Below are 16,116 nucleotides of genomic sequence, written 5' to 3' on the forward strand. Positions count from 1 at the left end.
GCCGATGAAAATTACAGAAATCAAATCTTGTTACGTAGGTCCGGCAATTTCGCCAGAACAATTTATTGCTGAACATTTCTTTTTGTTTTTGGCAAAAGGAATTATAAACGGTTATGATGGAAATAAAAATTATAGTTTAAAACCTGGTGAAAGTTGTCTTATTCGCAAAAACCGATTGGCTCGATATAACAAGCAAAAGGAAAATGGCGAGTTTGAAAAAGTGGTGATCATTTTTGATGAAGAATTTCTGAAAGAATTTCAAGTAAAACATAGAATAGTGCAATCAAAAGTGAAGGTTGATGATACCTTTATCCCGATGCTCAAATCTAAATTCATTTTAGATTTTGTTCAAAAATTAAGTGCTTTTTATAAGGATGAAGGAAAAATCGACGAACATTTTTCAAATAAATCAAGAGAAGAATTACTATTGATTTTATTAGAACAGCAACCTGAACTTGCCTCGGTTCTATTTAATTTTTCGATGCTTGGCAAAATTAATTTGGAAGAATTTATGAATCGTAATTATAAGTTCAATGTTAACTTAGAAAGATTTGCTTACCTAACAGGCAGAAGTTTGTCTTCATTTAAAAGAGATTTCAAAATTATTTTTAACAAAACACCCAATCGTTGGTTGATCCAAAAAAGATTACAAGAAGCTCATTTTTTAATCAACAATAAGAAGCAAAAATCATCAGATATTTATCTTGATTTAGGCTTTGCCGATTTATCTCATTTTTCTTATGCCTTCAAAAAAGAATTCGGATTAAACCCTACGGAATTTGTAAAGTAATGGCAAAATAACCAGTATAATCCGCCTTTCAGTTCTCGGTAGTTTAGTGTAAAAATGACTGGAATGAAGGTCTATTGTTTGAAGGTTAACGTTATTAGATTTCCTGCATAAATATTACATTTTTTTGCCAGTGTTACCCACCTATCTCTTTGTAGGCAAATTGATCGATTTAAGCTCGATTGGGATTGATAAAACAGAAAATGTAGTCGTTGCTCCAAGCTTTCCAAACCGATCTAATGCAATGTTCAGTTCTGCTGTTGATTTGAGGATCATACTTACAAAAAAGCAATATTCTCCTGTGGTATGAACTACATGGGTTATCCCTTCTATTTTTTCCACTTCCTTTAAAAAAACATTCACCTGTACAGGCGGTAATTTTACAGCAATCAGCACTTTTTGCAAATAATTCAGCTTTGAAAACTCGATGCTGGTAAAGAATCCTTTTATTATTCCTTCTTCTTGCATCCGCCTTATTCTTTCTGCCACTGCCGGCGCTGAAAGACCAACTCTCCTGCCTATTTCTGCATTGCTCATTCTCGCATCAAGTTGCAATTCATTTAGTATGGCATAATGTAATTCGTCTGTTTGCATATTTAAAAATTAAAAACTTTCGATTCAAAAGTTTTGCAAAGTTATTCCTTAGAAAGTAAAGCAAATTTAGACAATTGATCTGCCACCTTTGTTATAAATTAATCCGCAATGACAGAAAATAAATTAAATACTTTAGAAGTAATACATGGAGTGGCAGTAATTGACAGCACGCTGCGCATCCATTATGTTGAAGCTGGAAGTGGTGAAAAGGTAATTGTTCTCCTTCATGGTTTTCCCCAAACCTGGTGGGAATGGCGTTTCATTATCCCGAAATTGGCAGAAGCGGGTTTCAGGGTAATAGCAGTTGACTATCGGGGTGCCGGCGATTCATGGCGGCCTGCTTCTGGTTATGATAAACGAACAATGGCCAGCGATATCCACTACCTTTTAAAAGAGCATCTTAAAATAGAAAACCCTGCTATCCTGGTAGGTCACGATATAGGATTGATGGTTGCTTACGCTTATGCGCAGGAATACAGGGAACATACATCGCACCTCGTAGTTATAGATGCACCCTTGCCAGGCACAAAAGCTTTTGATGCGATACGAACAGACCACAGGGTATGGCACTTCGCCTTTCATAATGTACGCGATTTGCCGGAAACGCTAATCTCAGGACATGAGAAGCAATACCTGCAATCTTTTTTCAATTACAGGATATACAATACTGGCGCTATTAATGATGACGACCTCAATATATTTACCGTTGCTTATTCTGCACCGGGGGCAATCAGAGCGGGAATGGAGGTATACAGAGCCTTTGATCAGGATATTATAGACAATAGCGCGTATTTGGCTAAAAATGGAAAACTTTCGATACCTGTATTAGCAGTTGGGGGTACATTAAGTACAAGTGGCCCTATAATGGAGGAAATGATGAACGAGGTAGCAACAAACGTTACCGCTGTTCGCATACCCAATACTGCACATTGGGTTGTTGAAGAAAATCCTACAGTGTTTCTCTCTGAAATTTTAAAATTCCTGAATTAACACCAACAAACTCATATTAGCCTGTAAAACATATTTTATTAAAATACCTAACAAATCATTTGTAAAAAATGAATAGCACGCAAACATACAAGCCAAGGGCCAGAGATATTGGAATACCTTTTAATGGTATGCCCGCAAAGTTTAATGCCATAACAGATGTACCAGGAGTTGAGGTTGGTTACAGTACAATTATATCTAATCCAAACAAACACTTTAATGGCGGAAGGCCCGTAAGGACTGGGGTAACAGCTATATTGCCAAGGGGTAAAAGTAATAACCCGGTTTTTGCAAACTGGTATTCATTAAATGGAAATGGAGAAATGACAGGAACTACCTGGGTTACAGAATCTGGATTTTTAGAAACGCCCATAATGATTACAAATACGAACAGTGTTGGTGTTGTAAGAGATGCGGTATTAAAATGGTTTATAGAAACAGGATGGTATCAGGAAGATTATTGGTATACCTACCCGGTAGTTGCCGAGACTTATGATGGGTTGATGAATGATATTTACGGCTTTCATGTACAAGAAAGCCATGTTTACGAAGCATTAAACAATGCAAAAACGGGTATTATAGAAGAAGGGAATGTTGGTGGTGGAACGGGAATGCTATGCTTAGGTTTTAAGAGTGGAACAGGAACTTCATCCAGGATGGTAAAAATAGGCGATTCAGACTACACAGTTGGGGTATTGGTACAAGCTAATTTTGGCGAAAAAAGGCATTTAACAATTTCGGGTGTTCCGGTAGGGCGGGAATTAATAGATTTGATGAACAACATAATCAATCTGCCAACATCTTATAGAAAAGAAGGAGATGGATCAATCGTGGTGGTGGTAGCAACCGATGCACCACTCTTGCCCCACCAGCTAAAAAGAATAGCTACGCGAGTTACCATAGGCTTAGGCTTAGTTGGTGGACATGGAAATAATGGTTCGGGAGATATTTTTATCGCTTTTTCAACAGCAAATAAAACTGCTTTTCAAAGAAAGGATTTCACAAATATTGAAATGTTACCCAACGATTTGATAAATCCATTGTTTGAGGCAACTGTTCAGGCAACAGAAGAATCTATAATTAATGCAATGGTTGCCGCAAAAACGATGGAAGGTATCAACGGAAATAAAGCATACAGCCTTCCTCACGATTTAGTGATTGATTGCCTGAGAAAATATGGTAGAATCAGTTAATTAATGACAAGAATGAATCAAAGAATTGAATATAGAATTTTGGAGTCTGGTGATAATTACGCCAATCAAATAAAAACTCAAATAGAAAACACTTTTTCCATTAAATAGTTCTTCTATGTTTACCTGATTTCATCTAACATATGCCAAACCTATTCAGGATTTACCTGAATAAAAAAAGGCGATGAACTCAAATATCATAGGTTTTTTCGGTACGCTCAGTTGCTAATCTGAGCGTACCGACTTAATATATTTCCCAGAAAACAGAGCGTCGAATCACTACAAATTCAGCAATTTTGTTTCGTAGCCTGTACTATTATAATTTTGATAGCTCAATTTTATAATCTTCAAGGGATAAAGCTCCACTCGAGAACTTCAAGTTCAGTAATTCTTTTTTCTCTGTTTCCGATAAAGGTCTTTGCTCAATCATTTCTAATATTTCCCCTTCCGTCTTAAGCGGTTCGAGTACATGCATGTGATTAGCAAAAGCCTCAAAATATCGAACACCAAATATCCTTTGAGAAGCAGCATTAAAATGTATGACGTCTGGATTTGAAGTGAGCCCCAGGGCAGTAACAAAATAACAATGAGGGATAGATTGCCCACAATCCTTTAACTTCTTATTTACAACTGGATATGCTGAAAAATAGGCTCCATACATACCTTCGATTAAAAAGTCGCCAAGTCCGCCAATTACAATAGGCAAATCCGGTTCATTAAGTTCCCTGCGAAAGGCTTGCACGATTAATGAAAACTTTTCTTCATATCGATTAGCAGCATCAGGATTAGCATCGTTTTCTCCCTGATGCCATAGGATGCCATCTAATTTACTCGTTTTTTGAGCAAGTTTTGCCTGCAAAACTGCATGTTCAAATAGTATTCCATCAATGGCCCAATCATCGAGGCTCGACCCTCCATCTGCACATGGAATTAAACCAATATTTTCTGACTTATTTTTCAAACACCATGCTGCTGCAAAGGAGCCGGCTAAACTTATACCTGAAGTTGGTCTATCATAATTTATTGGCTCTACCATCGTCTGCCATTTTCCGTTTCGAAGCATTTTAATGCGCTCATTGTAAATAAGAGGAACCTCATTCAGAAAACCACGTCCTGCTATATTAGACTGTCCGGCCATTAAAAAAGAGTGTATCATTTTTATTAATTTAAAAATATATTTTTATTTTATTCTCTGTCACACCGCATCAAAAGCTAACGTTTTTCGACGGTGTTGTTTAGGTTCTATGCTTTCACATACCCTCCTAATCGCGCAAAGTTAACATTAGCCATTCGGTCCCTAATATAATTCTTTATCAGAAAATTTGAAATCTTGTATTTTAGGCAGGGGTCTTATTAAAACTCTTTTTTTTCTAACTTTCAAGACTTTGTCAGAACCTGATATTTCATCAGTTTCGGTTCTGATCCCCGTAACCAAGTTAAATTTAGTTTCCGTAAATACTGTATTTTCATCAGTATAGCCTTTGGTTGCATTATTGGTGAGTTTAGTTACGTTAACTAATTCAAAATTACCATTCTTATATTTGAAGTCGTACGTAATATTTCCTCCTTTAATTTCACCCCACATTTTTAAAATACCTTTTTCAATAAAGAAAGATGGAATTTGATACCCATTAAATTCTCCCCGGTTTTTAATAGGATATTGCGGTTCGATGATTTTAGTTGACGATACAGCCAAAATTAATTTTCCATTTGGTTGGGACAGGAAAATTTGTAACCTCAATGGCCTTGTTTTGTCTACAGTATCCATTTTCACGATTATTTTATCCATTTTGCCATCACCATTTAAGTCTCCGCTTTCTTTCCTAACCTGATAAGTATAATTGCCTTTACTTTTAATACTTTGGGCAAATAAATTTATTGGGACTGAAATTAAAATGAATATAAAGTATAGGTAAACGTTTTTCATAACTCTATTCATCTATTTTTGGTTTTTTAACGGTTATTAATCACAAAAGATACAACAGCTTGTACTTGGCCAGCTAATGTACAAATTATGATAAAAACACTTCGTGCGGTTTGTTCAAAAAGTATCAATTGCGACACTTATACCCGGCTGCGTTAACCTTTATTACGGTTATCTTTTTTATTTGATAAACTAATAACATTTGGGGCATAACCATTATATTCTTGGTCAGAAGCATTTTTCAATGCATTCTATCAAGTATAAATTTCACCCATGCTTCTTCACTAATTTTATCATCGATATAGTAGTCGGGTAATATGCCTACATCATCAATAACGAGTTTACCTATGGTTATGAATCTGGATGTTGAATATACCAATGTTAGTTTTTTATCTGGCGATTCTGTCGTACTAATATTTGCAACATCTAATGCACCAGCAGTTTGATTGCCAAACGTCTTAACTTTCCAGCTTTGTTTCAAATCTAAAATGAATTGTTCGGCTGCGCTGGCCGTATGCTTGTCCGTTATAACTGCAATTTTTTCGGGATTTCGGTATACACTATCTAATTTAATTATAGAAATATCTTCCTTGAAGATCCTTTCAAAACCTCCAATGTTGGCTTGTAAACGGTTTGCAAAATCTGTGAACAACAGCTTTTCCTTTGTAGATAAATTTTTATTTTTCGAAAGCTCTATCCAATTTTTATTGTTCATTTCAGATGAATAAAATTCGAGTTGATTTCTATGGATGGGATTGGTATAGGTGAAAGGTAAAAGTTTATTATAGGTTTTATCAGCCCCGCCACCATTGCCTCTAACATCTATGATTAGATTTTTGGTTGTTGTAAGTTCACTTTTCCAATGGTTCGTTAGGCTGTCAAGTATAGCTTTCTGATCTAACCCAAAAGATGGGATTTTAATATAAAGTGTTTTTTCATCCAGTCTTTCTATAAATGGCTCCGTAGCAAATTTAACTTTATATTTGAATGCTTGTTGAGGTTCAAGTTTAATAAAAGGTGTTGCCTTTTCCAGGGTCAGATCGTCAAGCGTCAGATATTTATTACCTGAGAACGAAATCTTGCTTATCGTGTCAGCAGAATGATCCCCTGCCCAGTAAACCCCACTGCCTAAATTTGAAGAAAAAGTGAATTTTACATCCCCTTTTTTCCAGCTTTGGTTGGCAGATTGAACAATATATCCTACATAGTTCTTTCGTTCCTGATTAATTAAAATTTCATAATTATTTGTTTTCCAAATCCCCTCTATTGATGATGGTAATTTGTTTTGCATCGATTTAATAAGTTTATCAATCTCATTGCTCTTTTTAGGTTTTAAATCCATTGAAACGGTTAACCTATTCTTTACGTCGGGTGCATTTGGATATAACCCGATGTGAAACTTTCTAAAAAAAGTCAGCCATTCCTTTAATATAATCGTGCACTTATTCAAGTCAGTTTCCTGGGATACTTTCCTGGAAATATTTTCATTATGCCTATCGTAACGCTCTTGCCCTTTGCTTTCCAAAATATACTTAAATCCAGCATCATTCCTTTCAAAAGTACTCTTTAGCCATTTATAATATAAATCGCAGTCGCATTTTTGAGCAAAGGCTTGCGAGGAAAATAGTATTAAAATTAATATTAAAAGATTCTTAATAATCGAGATTACGTATCTGTTCATTTTTAAAAATAGGCAAATTCATTTAAAATGAAGCTAAGTTCTCGAAAACTCAAAGAATTACTAAAGGCATCCGGAACTATATGTCAGAACCGTAGAAAATGATTGTAACAGACACTCCATACATAATTATTTGCATAGCTTTTAAAGCTCCTCTAATTAGTGGTAACTTAGAAATCAGAGATAAACTTATCTTGTCCGAAATTTTTTCGTTAATCCGGATATCGGGCATAATACCAATGTTAACTTAGGCCCGCCAGGGCTAATAAAAAAAATGTGGCCAACAATTCAGTTAGCCGCATTTTTTTAACATTTATTTAGATCAGGCAGGCACCTTATCTTTTTTTTCCCTTTGCCAGAAACGGTGTTGGGCCACGGCTTTAATGAAAGCATCAGCAGTCGCATCCATCAGTATTCCTGCTGTTGCATCTTCATTGGCTGCTTTTAATTTGGCACCTACATAACTCTGATGGATTAGTTCTGCACCTTTACCACTTGCCGCTATAACTTTGCAATGTCTATAGGCTTCGTTAATAAAATGAACTGCATCAGGCTCAACCAACAAGGCATTAATACTTTTATCTCCTCCCGGTACATATACTGCATCAAATACCACCGATGTTCCGGTTAAGAAACTCATGTCAATTTTAATTTCTTTACCCGCTGAGTCCTTAAGCGTACCATTTTTAGGTGCAACAACCTTAATAACAGCACCAGCTGCTATAAGTGCTTTTTGCATATTGCTAAAATCAGAGGCAGCCACACCATCAGCAGCAAGAAATGCGATCTGCCTGGTTTTAATACTGTCTTTTGGCATACTGGCCATACTTAAGGCAGGAGATTTTTCAATTTCTGATTTCACTTTAAGCGGGCGATAATCTGCAGGATTAGCATCCGCACCCAGAACATGGTTTATGGGCTCCTCTGGTTTCCCCGCTTTTAAGCCCAAACTCTCTGCTACCGTATTTGCTAAAGGAATGCTAATCTGCGTAAGGAGGTTGACCATTCGCTGTCTTATCTCTACCGTCGCAACTTTACCTAATTCAAATTTTAAAGCATCAGCAATATGGTTTTGTTCGGGCTCAGACTGGCTTTCAAAGAATAAGGTAGCCTGACTGAAGAAATCCATGAAACTTTTACTACGCGCCCTTACTTTATGGGCATCCACACGTTCTTCATAAGAAGAAAAGCCGCCATCAGCTATTTTTGCCTGAGCAGGACTTCCACCGCCTAAGGAGTTTGGATGATAACTGCTTTTGCCTATATTGATTTGCTGACGCATATGTCCATCACGCTGATTATTATGGATTGTATTAACGGAACGGTTAATTGGGATCTCATGGAAATTCGGACTGCCTAAACGGGACAATTGTGTATCTGTATAAGAGAATAAACGGCCCTGAAGTAAAGGATCATTGGTAAAATCTATACCAGGAACCAGATGACCAGGGTGGAAAGCAACCTGTTCTACCTCCGCAAAAAAGTTATCCGGATTTCTGTCCAGCACCATTTTGCCAATTCTCTGAACAGGTACCAACTCTTCGGGAATTAGTTTAGTTGGATCAAGTAAATCGAAGCCAAATTTGTGCTCGTCTTCTTGGGCAACAATCTGCACGCCGAACTCCCATTCCGGAAATGCACCGCTTTCTATCGCATCATGTAAATCCCTGCGGTGAAAATCAGGATCTTTTCCAGATATTTTTAAAGCTTCATCCCAGGCAACAGCATGCATTCCAAGAATTGGTTTCCAATGGAATTTCACAAAACTCGATTTCCCCTCGGCATTAATAAATCTAAACGTATGCACACCAAAACCTTCCATCATGCGAAGACTTCTTGGAATTGCCCGATCTGACATGGCCCACATGATCATATGCATAGATTCAGGTGTCAATGAAATAAAATCCCAAAAAGAATCGTGAGCTGTAGCTGCCTGGGGAATTTCATTGTCAGGTTCTGGTTTAGCAGCATGGATCAGATCGGGAAATTTTATCGCATCCTGTATAAAAAATACAGGCATGTTATTTCCAACCAAATCATAATTACCTTCCTGCGTATAGAATTTAACAGAAAATCCACGTACATCTCTTGCCAAATCTGTGGAACCTCTGAAACCAGCAACGGTAGAAAACCGGACAAATACAGGTGTTTTTACAGATGGGTCCTGCAGAAAACCTGCCTTGGTATATTTGGCCATAGATTCATATACCTGGAAATAGCCATGTGCTCCCGAACCACGGGCGTGAACAATCCTTTCCGGAATCCGTTCGTGATCGAAGTGCGTTATTTTTTCCCTAAGTATAAAATCTTCCAACAGGGATGGCCCCCGTTCTCCGGCTTTGAGTGAATTTGTGTCATCATTTATTTTAAGTCCCTGATCTGTTGTCATCAGTTCACCCCGGTCCGAAACGGTATCCGGTGCAAGATCTTTTTGTTTTAAATTTACTGTGTTTCCGGCATTCGGTTTTTTCTTTTCCATTATTTTACTGATTTATAAGTTGATGTTTTTTTAAAAGCTGAAATCCCTTTTCATTGCCTTGCTGTACAGCGAGGTCCAATGCGTCCATTCCCCGATTGTCTTTTATTGTTAGGTCGGCTCCATGTTGAAGGAGTAAATAAATCAATTCATTCCGGCCAAACATAGTAGCAAACATTAAAGCAGTTCCGCCATTTGCATTCAACAGATTTAGATCAGCTTGATAGGCCATGAGCAATTCAGCAATATCCGCGTAGCCTTTAAAACAAACACCCATAAGGGCTGTATTCCCGCCTATATCTACACCATTAACGTCTGCCTCTGATTGGAGCAGCAATCTGGCTGCTTCCAATTGGTGATTATAAGAAGCAATGATTAAAGGTGTATATCCCTTATCATCCCTAACTTCAAGTGTAACCTTCATTCCTATTATTTCTTTCAATAATGGGAGATCACCAGTCCTTGAAGCATGAATTAAAGCTGATGTAATATGATCCATATTTTTAAGAACATCAGTATTTTGAAATTGTTTACCAATAATTTTAATCTTGTCTTTAAGTAGTGAATGTCGAAAATTAAGCCTGTAGATATTATAAATTAAGCATTAGATTTGAGGCGTTACTTAGGCCATCTTTATAGTGCGCGTAAACCAATTTCTTAGCTTTGAATAATGATACCCAACCGCGTTATATTTTTGATATTTGAAAGTGTTCATCTTTTAGATTTGGCAGGTGCCGTGACGGTTTTTTATGAATCGGGCTGCTGTGGAAAAAAGTATGATATCCATTATGTATCACCATATCCTAATCCGGAAAGCTCAGCTGGTCTGGGATTTAGAAACATTAATGCACCAAGCTCGGTAACAGTGAACAAAGACGACATAGTAATAGTTGCGGGGATGGAAATTGAAAAATGGAACCGAGCAGATGACCATCTCTGGATGGGATGGCTGCAGTTGGCTGCTGCTAATGGTGCTACTGTCTGTTCAATTTGTACTGCCGCATTTGCACTTGCCGCCGCTGGACTCCTCGATGGTCAAAATTGCACTACACATTGGGCGTGGACAATGGCTTTGCAGCGAAATTATCCCCGTTTAAAGGTGATAGAGAATAAATTGTTTGTACAAAGTGGCCGGATTTTTACCAGCGCCGGCATTTCTACCGGTATAGATCTTGCTCTTTACTTAGTTGAAGAGCAACATGGGGTAGCTTTTGCATGTTCAGTAGCTAAAGATATGGTGGTTTATATCCGCAGAGATGGAATGGAAGTGCAAAATAGCATCTATCTGCAAAACCGGCAACACATTAGCCATCAGGTACACCAAATACAGGATTATATTACCAAGAACTTGCACCATAAATTAAAAATAGATGAGTTGGCTGAAACAGCATTTATTAGTCCGCGGAGCCTAACGAGGTTATTCAAATCTGCTACAGGAATAACCATTGGCCAATATATCCAGCTTTTAAGACAGGAAAAAGCGAAGCATTTACTTAAAGAAAATTATAAAGCAGCGTGGGTAGCTAAAGAATGTGGCTATAAAAGTGTTGCCTCTTTGCGGCAACTAACTAAAATAATTCACGATTAATAGTAAAGTGTAGAATGGCCGGATTTTTACTGCGACTGTCCCGATTCTTCCTTCATATTGTCCTAATTTTGTTCGTAAATTATATATATGAAACAGTTACTACTTTTACTTTTAACAATTCCATGCTTTGCATTTACAAAAGCTTCTGATACCAAATATCTTTACCCACCATACAACCATATTTACGATACCTATTTTTTTGAACAACCTGGGGTTTGTACACGAAGTGGAATGAGGCTCATTGAAAAAAAATTACAATCGCCAAAGGATGAAAAGATTTCAATATGCTTTTATTTATATGAAGGAGTTGAGGTGCTTGACTTTGCAGGACCAATGGAGGTTTTTTCTTATGCTGGCTTTAAAGTAATCACTGTTGCAAAAACTAAAGCTCCGCTTTTGTCACAAGGTATTCTAAAAATCATTCCGGATTACAGTATTGAAGATGCGCCACAAACAGACATTTTTGCGGTATTTGGTGGCTCAGATGAAGTTGCAGCAGACGATCCCGATGTTATATCATGGATACAATCAAGGGATAAATCGACTAAAAGTTACTTTTCGGTATGTACTGGAGCATTTATACTTGGAAAAGCTGGACTACTTGATGGGCTCACCGTGACTACTTTTCATAATAGTATAGCAAATCTTCAAAAGAAAGTGCCAACCGCCCATGTATTGAACAATGTTCGCTATGTTGACAATGGTAGAATAATTACTACTGCAGGAATCTCAGCTGGAATAGACGGGGCTTTACATTTGGTTGCAAAACTAAAAGGTAAAGAATTTGCAATTGCGGTTGCCAAACAAATGGAATATGATAAATATATACCTGAGCAAGGATTAGATTTGACAAAAAAGTAACAGCCTTTATATTAATGATCAGAACGAATTCATTTTGGTAGTTAAAAATTGATTTGGTTAAATCTAAATTTATATAATGATGGATAAGGAAAGAGAAAAATCCGGTACTGTTTTCTCCTTACGTTCATTTTAAATTCTACCTTAATCTACTGATTTTTGATTTCTTCCACAACAGAATAGATTCCAAAGCGCTGATGCTGTATCCGGTCATAATCATTCACATAATCAGGATGTTCTGTACCCATTATTCTATCCCAGATTCTAAAATATAAACCATAATTCCCTTTAAACTTGCTATGGTGCAAGTTGTGGTGTACGGAAGTGTTGAATACCTGAAACAGTACAGTGCCGCGAAACCACCTGGGCGCCAATTCATATCCAAGATGTCCGTAAACATTGATAATGAAACCAGCAATAACGAAAAGAAATATGGTGATCTGATGCATAGGAATTAAAAAGACAATCAGCAATAGAACCAGGCCTTCAGGTATGGCCTCCAAAAGATGAAAACTGTAGGATGCCCATGGAGAGGGATTTGTACTCTTGTGGTGAACAAGATGTACAGTTTTAAATAATATTTTGTGATGCAGTAACCGGTGCATCCAGTAAAAATAGGTATCATGTATAACCAGACTGATTACCAAGCTTACCGGAATGTACCAAAGCGGAAAGTCGTTAAGGTTATCATAGAGTAGCGTATATTTACGCAAGGGGGTTAAAAGAATTATGACAACAATAAACGTAAAAACAAGCGTACTTTGCATGGAGTACCAAATTTCACGAACAAAATCTTTCTTTGAGGCCAACCGTGCCTGAATTTTAGATCGGAATAACCTCGGGGCGAGTAATCGGTAAAAGAGGAAAAAGGGAATCCCTGCAATTACAAAATATCGGATGGCTGACAGACTGAATATTCTGAAAAAAGTTTCTATAATCGTTTCCATAAATTTTAAATTATAGACCAAAGCTAACTAAGCCAGGTGGCTCAGGACGTTAACAAAAGATAATTTCGAATCTTAACAAAAGATAATTTCCATCAATTTCTACCCTTTTGATGCATGCGCTTACGAATGCGGCTTAGAGATACCGGTGTAATGCCGAGCATGGAAGCGATGTATTTATCCGCTACGCGGTTTACTAATTGAGAACGCTCAGTAACAAGCTCCCGGTAACGTTCCTCCGGAGATTGCAAAACAAAAGACTCCATTACCTGCAAGGTTTCGGACAACATACGCATCAGAAAAAAATTCCTAAGAGGCTCCAAATCGGGATGTAATTTGAGCATATCTTCTAATACATCATAATCAATTTCCATCAATATTGATGGCTCAAGTGCCCGGTAGATAAAGCGTGAAGGCCTGTGATGAAGGATTGTATCATGGGAGGCAATAAACTGTCCTTCCCATCTAAGAAACAAGGTAACCTCATCTGCATTTTCTTTGTGGGTATAGGCACGCATAACCCCTTTTTCAATAAAAGCCAGCCGCTTTCCCAAATCTCCTTTGGAAATATATATTTCATTTGCCTCCAAAGTTATCAGCCTTGACATAGCATATAAAGGTTCTATATCGTAAAGTAGCCTCCCATTAGAATCCGTTAATAATTCAGTCAGCGAATTGATAAAGTGATCTTTCATATTATGATTAACGGCAAATTTTGTAAAAGCGGTTAAATTAAAAAACTCTTTCCCTTACCAGCCTGCCTTGATTTTTATATAGAGGCAGGCTGGGGAAGAAAGAAATTATTTGCGCTTTCTACGGATTAACAATATGGTGCCCGTGAGAAACATGAGCCCAGGTATCAGGCCGTAATATACAACCTGTATAACTTTAACACGTACTTTATTGAGCTTAATGGTATTGTCTTTAGGTTCCGGGCGCGATACATCTATCGGGAACTCCCCGTTGGCAAACCAACTAAAAATGTTTACTGCAATGCTTGAATTGGCAGTACGCATATTTGCCCTGGCCAATTCCATATTACTAAAAAAGTCGGCATCGCCAGATACCAGAATCCGTTGATCTTTATTGTTCTGTTTCCTGGTTAACATTAATGCCGTAGGAAATGAACCTTCTTCATCTCCATTTCGCGTTTCCACAGTCAACGCTGCCGAATCCAACGTAAACTTACCTTTTTTTAACCAGCTTGTTTTCGCATCTGTCATCAGGATGGGGTGAATATCGAAGGCACCTTTAGGATCATAATCCAAAGCCGCAGCATCAGGCATGGAAACTACGGATTGGTAAGCATAAAAGGGTTGTAAAAAGGGTGACATTGCCACCGCCCCGGCCGATACCAATGGCGTAACCAGGCCGTATGAATAATCCCGGCTACGCTGAAGCAAGGTTCCGTTAAGCATTTTTACTCCAAGTACATCCAGCAAAGGATTAACCACATTTTGTTTACCCGGTTCTCCGGCAACCATCAGGTTACCGCCCTCAGCAATATACTTACGAAGTTTGGTTAATACGGCTTCGCTGAAAGCAACCTTAGGATCGGCAATTACCAGTACAGATATGTCCTTTGGGATTTCTCCCTTTTCTAAAGAAACGCTGTCTAAATCAAATCCCTGATTGATCAGTGAACCCCTGGTCGTTTTCTCGTTGAGCAGCTTTTTATAATCACGATCCCCAAGTTTGTCCATGCTCCGCTGAAAACCATCCGTTGCAAAAACGATTTTTGGAAGAGTGATAATCAATCTTTTCAAAGCCGCTCCGGTCTCCGCTTCTTTAGGCCACATATTTTGTTCAAAAGGAAAGGTGCGTAAAAAGGTTGCCTTACCTTTATATTTCAACTGCATCACCGTGCGCGAACCCTCTTCATACAGGTTAATTTGCTTATGAATTTCCTTAGGATTCAAAAAATCACTAAGATCCAATTGATTTACACCCGACATGAACACAACATATTTGTTAAAGGTGCTTTTGTACTCAATTAAGTTTTTAGTAAGGCCAGGAATACTGTCGTAATAATAAACCCATTTGAGATTGATGTTGGGTTTAAACCTTAAGTAAGGTTCCCAACGGGCAATGTCTGCAATACGCTCACTCGGTGTAGCCCTGTTGTAAGAATCTTCTATTCCATTAACATATTCGGTCATTTCGATGGGCTCATCGCCCATTTTATTAAGAAGTTCCTGACTGGTTTTAGTCAGCGTATTAACTTTAGTGGCGGTTGCATCATAGTAACCAATCATTGATTGTCGGGAAGTGATATAAGTTATACTGAGACAAATCACTATAATCAGCGCATAGCGTCCTATCTGCTGTAAAGTTGATTTTAAAACCCTTTCCATTTCCAATTTAGTGATGGTAAAAGCTAAAAACATGGCGGTAATGGCCAGATAATAAATAACATCCCGGGTATTTAACAGGCCAGACATAATTCTTTCTGCACGGCTTGGCATAGACAAACTAAAAGTTAAATCGCGTATAAAATCCATATCCTGACCAACTGTACCGATATAGTTCATAAAAGCGAGCACGACGAAAGTACTGATGGCAGCCACTGCTTGGTAGGAGGTTAAGCTGGACACAAAAATCCCAATCGCCGCATAAGCATTAATTAGCAGGTAAGCTGCCAGTAAAGCCACCAGAATATGAGCATAATCAAAGTGTGGAATGATGAAAGCTACGCCGAGAACAAAGAGGCTTAAAATGCCGATGATTATTAGATTGTAGATTAACATGGCACCAAATTTACCATAGACTACATGACTGAGTTTAACCGGAGAAGAATAGAGCAATTTGATACTTCCACTGCTGATTTCTCTACTAATAATCCCCATGGTAATCAATGGAACATACAGGTACAAGCTATCGAGAATACGGGCAATGATGCCGATTTTTTGAGCATCAGTAAACAACGCGCTCGTTAAAAATGGCGTACTTTTTGCACGTTCCAAATCGGGCATAATACCTGTAAAACTCAAACTAACCTGTATAAACAGGATGATTAGCAGCAGCCAGGCAATTGGGGAATAAAATAGCAGGCTAAGCTCCAGCCTGGCTATTTGTATAATTTTCTTCATA

Annotated in this window: 14 protein-coding genes; 5 read left to right on the plus strand and 9 right to left on the minus strand. The window is 37.8% G+C overall.

All coding sequences use genetic code 11. The features are described from left to right. Positions 1-4 precede the first annotated feature (4 nt). Positions 5-790: an AraC family transcriptional regulator gene (locus R2Q77_RS13905; protein WP_316804334.1), complete on the plus strand. Its 786-nt coding sequence runs from the start codon at positions 5-7 to the stop codon at positions 788-790. A gap of 141 nt (positions 791-931) precedes the next feature. Here the strand turns inward: R2Q77_RS13905 and R2Q77_RS13910 are convergent, their stop codons facing one another. Then, positions 932-1,381, minus strand: coding sequence for an Lrp/AsnC family transcriptional regulator (locus R2Q77_RS13910; protein ID WP_316804335.1), 450 nt, complete (start codon positions 1,379-1,381; stop codon positions 932-934). A 108-nt stretch (positions 1,382-1,489) separates the two neighbouring features. Here R2Q77_RS13910 and R2Q77_RS13915 point away from each other — a divergent pair, with 108 nt between their 5' ends. Together R2Q77_RS13915 and R2Q77_RS13920 are read left to right on the plus strand one after the other, a co-directional pair. Next, the gene (locus tag R2Q77_RS13915) at positions 1,490-2,371 is read left to right on the plus strand and encodes an alpha/beta hydrolase (RefSeq protein WP_316804336.1); all 882 of its coding nucleotides are present in this window, start codon (positions 1,490-1,492) and stop codon (positions 2,369-2,371) included. A 68-nt stretch (positions 2,372-2,439) separates the two neighbouring features. Further along, on the plus strand, positions 2,440-3,561 hold the full coding sequence (locus R2Q77_RS13920) for a P1 family peptidase (protein WP_316804337.1): 1,122 nt from the start codon (positions 2,440-2,442) through the stop codon (positions 3,559-3,561). Positions 3,562-3,874: 313 nt separating this feature from the next. Here R2Q77_RS13920 and R2Q77_RS13925 read toward each other — a convergent pair whose 3' ends face one another. The 5 genes from R2Q77_RS13925 to R2Q77_RS13945 form a co-directional block, all read right to left on the minus strand. Then, positions 3,875-4,714, minus strand: coding sequence for a sialate O-acetylesterase (locus tag R2Q77_RS13925; RefSeq protein WP_316804338.1), 840 nt, complete (start codon positions 4,712-4,714; stop codon positions 3,875-3,877). A gap of 141 nt (positions 4,715-4,855) precedes the next feature. Next, a complete protein-coding gene (locus tag R2Q77_RS13930; RefSeq protein WP_316804339.1) occupies positions 4,856-5,485 on the minus strand; it encodes a hypothetical protein in 630 nt (209 codons plus the stop codon). Positions 5,486-5,723: 238 nt separating this feature from the next. Further along, positions 5,724-7,163 carry a S41 family peptidase gene (locus R2Q77_RS13935; RefSeq protein WP_316804340.1) on the minus strand — a complete coding sequence of 480 codons (1,440 nt, stop codon included), beginning with the start codon at positions 7,161-7,163 and terminating at the stop codon, positions 5,724-5,726. A gap of 319 nt (positions 7,164-7,482) precedes the next feature. Continuing rightward, on the minus strand, positions 7,483-9,639 hold the full coding sequence (locus R2Q77_RS13940) for a catalase (RefSeq protein ID WP_316804341.1): 2,157 nt from the start codon (positions 9,637-9,639) through the stop codon (positions 7,483-7,485). A 4-nt stretch (positions 9,640-9,643) separates the two neighbouring features. Then, positions 9,644-10,135, minus strand: a complete 492-nt coding sequence (locus tag R2Q77_RS13945; protein WP_316804342.1) for an ankyrin repeat domain-containing protein — start codon at positions 10,133-10,135, stop codon at positions 9,644-9,646. Positions 10,136-10,306: 171 nt separating this feature from the next. Between R2Q77_RS13945 and R2Q77_RS13950 the strand changes: the two genes are divergently transcribed. Continuing rightward, positions 10,307-11,224 (plus strand): GlxA family transcriptional regulator, encoded by a 918-nt coding sequence (locus tag R2Q77_RS13950; protein WP_316804343.1) that lies wholly within the window; start codon positions 10,307-10,309, stop codon positions 11,222-11,224. An 87-nt stretch (positions 11,225-11,311) separates the two neighbouring features. Continuing rightward, entirely contained in the window at positions 11,312-12,085 is a 774-nt protein-coding gene (locus R2Q77_RS13955; protein WP_316804344.1) for a DJ-1/PfpI family protein, read from the plus strand. Positions 12,086-12,231: 146 nt separating this feature from the next. Here the strand turns inward: R2Q77_RS13955 and R2Q77_RS13960 are convergent, their stop codons facing one another. The 3 genes from R2Q77_RS13960 to R2Q77_RS13970 all read right to left on the minus strand — a co-directional run bounded on the left by R2Q77_RS13960 (position 12,232) and on the right by R2Q77_RS13970 (position 16,115). After that, a complete protein-coding gene (locus R2Q77_RS13960; protein ID WP_316804345.1) occupies positions 12,232-13,029 on the minus strand; it encodes a sterol desaturase family protein in 798 nt (265 codons plus the stop codon). 92 nt (positions 13,030-13,121) lie between these two features. After that, positions 13,122-13,721, minus strand: coding sequence for a Crp/Fnr family transcriptional regulator (locus R2Q77_RS13965; protein WP_316804346.1), 600 nt, complete (start codon positions 13,719-13,721; stop codon positions 13,122-13,124). Positions 13,722-13,826: 105 nt separating this feature from the next. After that, the gene (locus tag R2Q77_RS13970; protein ID WP_316804347.1) at positions 13,827-16,115 is read right to left on the minus strand and encodes a Gldg family protein; all 2,289 of its coding nucleotides are present in this window, start codon (positions 16,113-16,115) and stop codon (positions 13,827-13,829) included. Between the last annotated feature and the right edge of the window lies 1 nt (position 16,116).

Origin of the sequence: Pedobacter nototheniae (genome assembly GCF_032678625.1) — a bacterium.
Classification (GTDB): domain Bacteria; phylum Bacteroidota; class Bacteroidia; order Sphingobacteriales; family Sphingobacteriaceae; genus Pedobacter; species Pedobacter nototheniae_A.

Excerpts from the sequence above, each read along its gene's own strand:
- R2Q77_RS13905 (WP_316804334.1), top strand. The coding sequence starts at position 5 with ATGAAAATTACAGAAATCAAATCTTGTTACGTAGGTCCGGCAATTTCG.
- R2Q77_RS13910 (WP_316804335.1), bottom strand. The coding sequence starts at position 1,381 with ATGCAAACAGACGAATTACATTATGCCATACTAAATGAATTGCAACTT.
- R2Q77_RS13915 (WP_316804336.1), top strand. The coding sequence starts at position 1,490 with ATGACAGAAAATAAATTAAATACTTTAGAAGTAATACATGGAGTGGCA.
- R2Q77_RS13920 (WP_316804337.1), top strand. The coding sequence starts at position 2,440 with ATGAATAGCACGCAAACATACAAGCCAAGGGCCAGAGATATTGGAATA.
- R2Q77_RS13925 (WP_316804338.1), bottom strand. The coding sequence starts at position 4,714 with ATGATACACTCTTTTTTAATGGCCGGACAGTCTAATATAGCAGGACGT.
- R2Q77_RS13930 (WP_316804339.1), bottom strand. The coding sequence starts at position 5,485 with ATGAAAAACGTTTACCTATACTTTATATTCATTTTAATTTCAGTCCCA.
- R2Q77_RS13935 (WP_316804340.1), bottom strand. The coding sequence starts at position 7,163 with ATGAACAGATACGTAATCTCGATTATTAAGAATCTTTTAATATTAATT.
- R2Q77_RS13940 (WP_316804341.1), bottom strand. The coding sequence starts at position 9,639 with ATGGAAAAGAAAAAACCGAATGCCGGAAACACAGTAAATTTAAAACAA.
- R2Q77_RS13945 (WP_316804342.1), bottom strand. The coding sequence starts at position 10,135 with ATGGATCATATTACATCAGCTTTAATTCATGCTTCAAGGACTGGTGAT.
- R2Q77_RS13950 (WP_316804343.1), top strand. The coding sequence starts at position 10,307 with ATGATACCCAACCGCGTTATATTTTTGATATTTGAAAGTGTTCATCTT.
- R2Q77_RS13955 (WP_316804344.1), top strand. The coding sequence starts at position 11,312 with ATGAAACAGTTACTACTTTTACTTTTAACAATTCCATGCTTTGCATTT.
- R2Q77_RS13960 (WP_316804345.1), bottom strand. The coding sequence starts at position 13,029 with ATGGAAACGATTATAGAAACTTTTTTCAGAATATTCAGTCTGTCAGCC.
- R2Q77_RS13965 (WP_316804346.1), bottom strand. The coding sequence starts at position 13,721 with ATGAAAGATCACTTTATCAATTCGCTGACTGAATTATTAACGGATTCT.
- R2Q77_RS13970 (WP_316804347.1), bottom strand. The coding sequence starts at position 16,115 with ATGAAGAAAATTATACAAATAGCCAGGCTGGAGCTTAGCCTGCTATTT.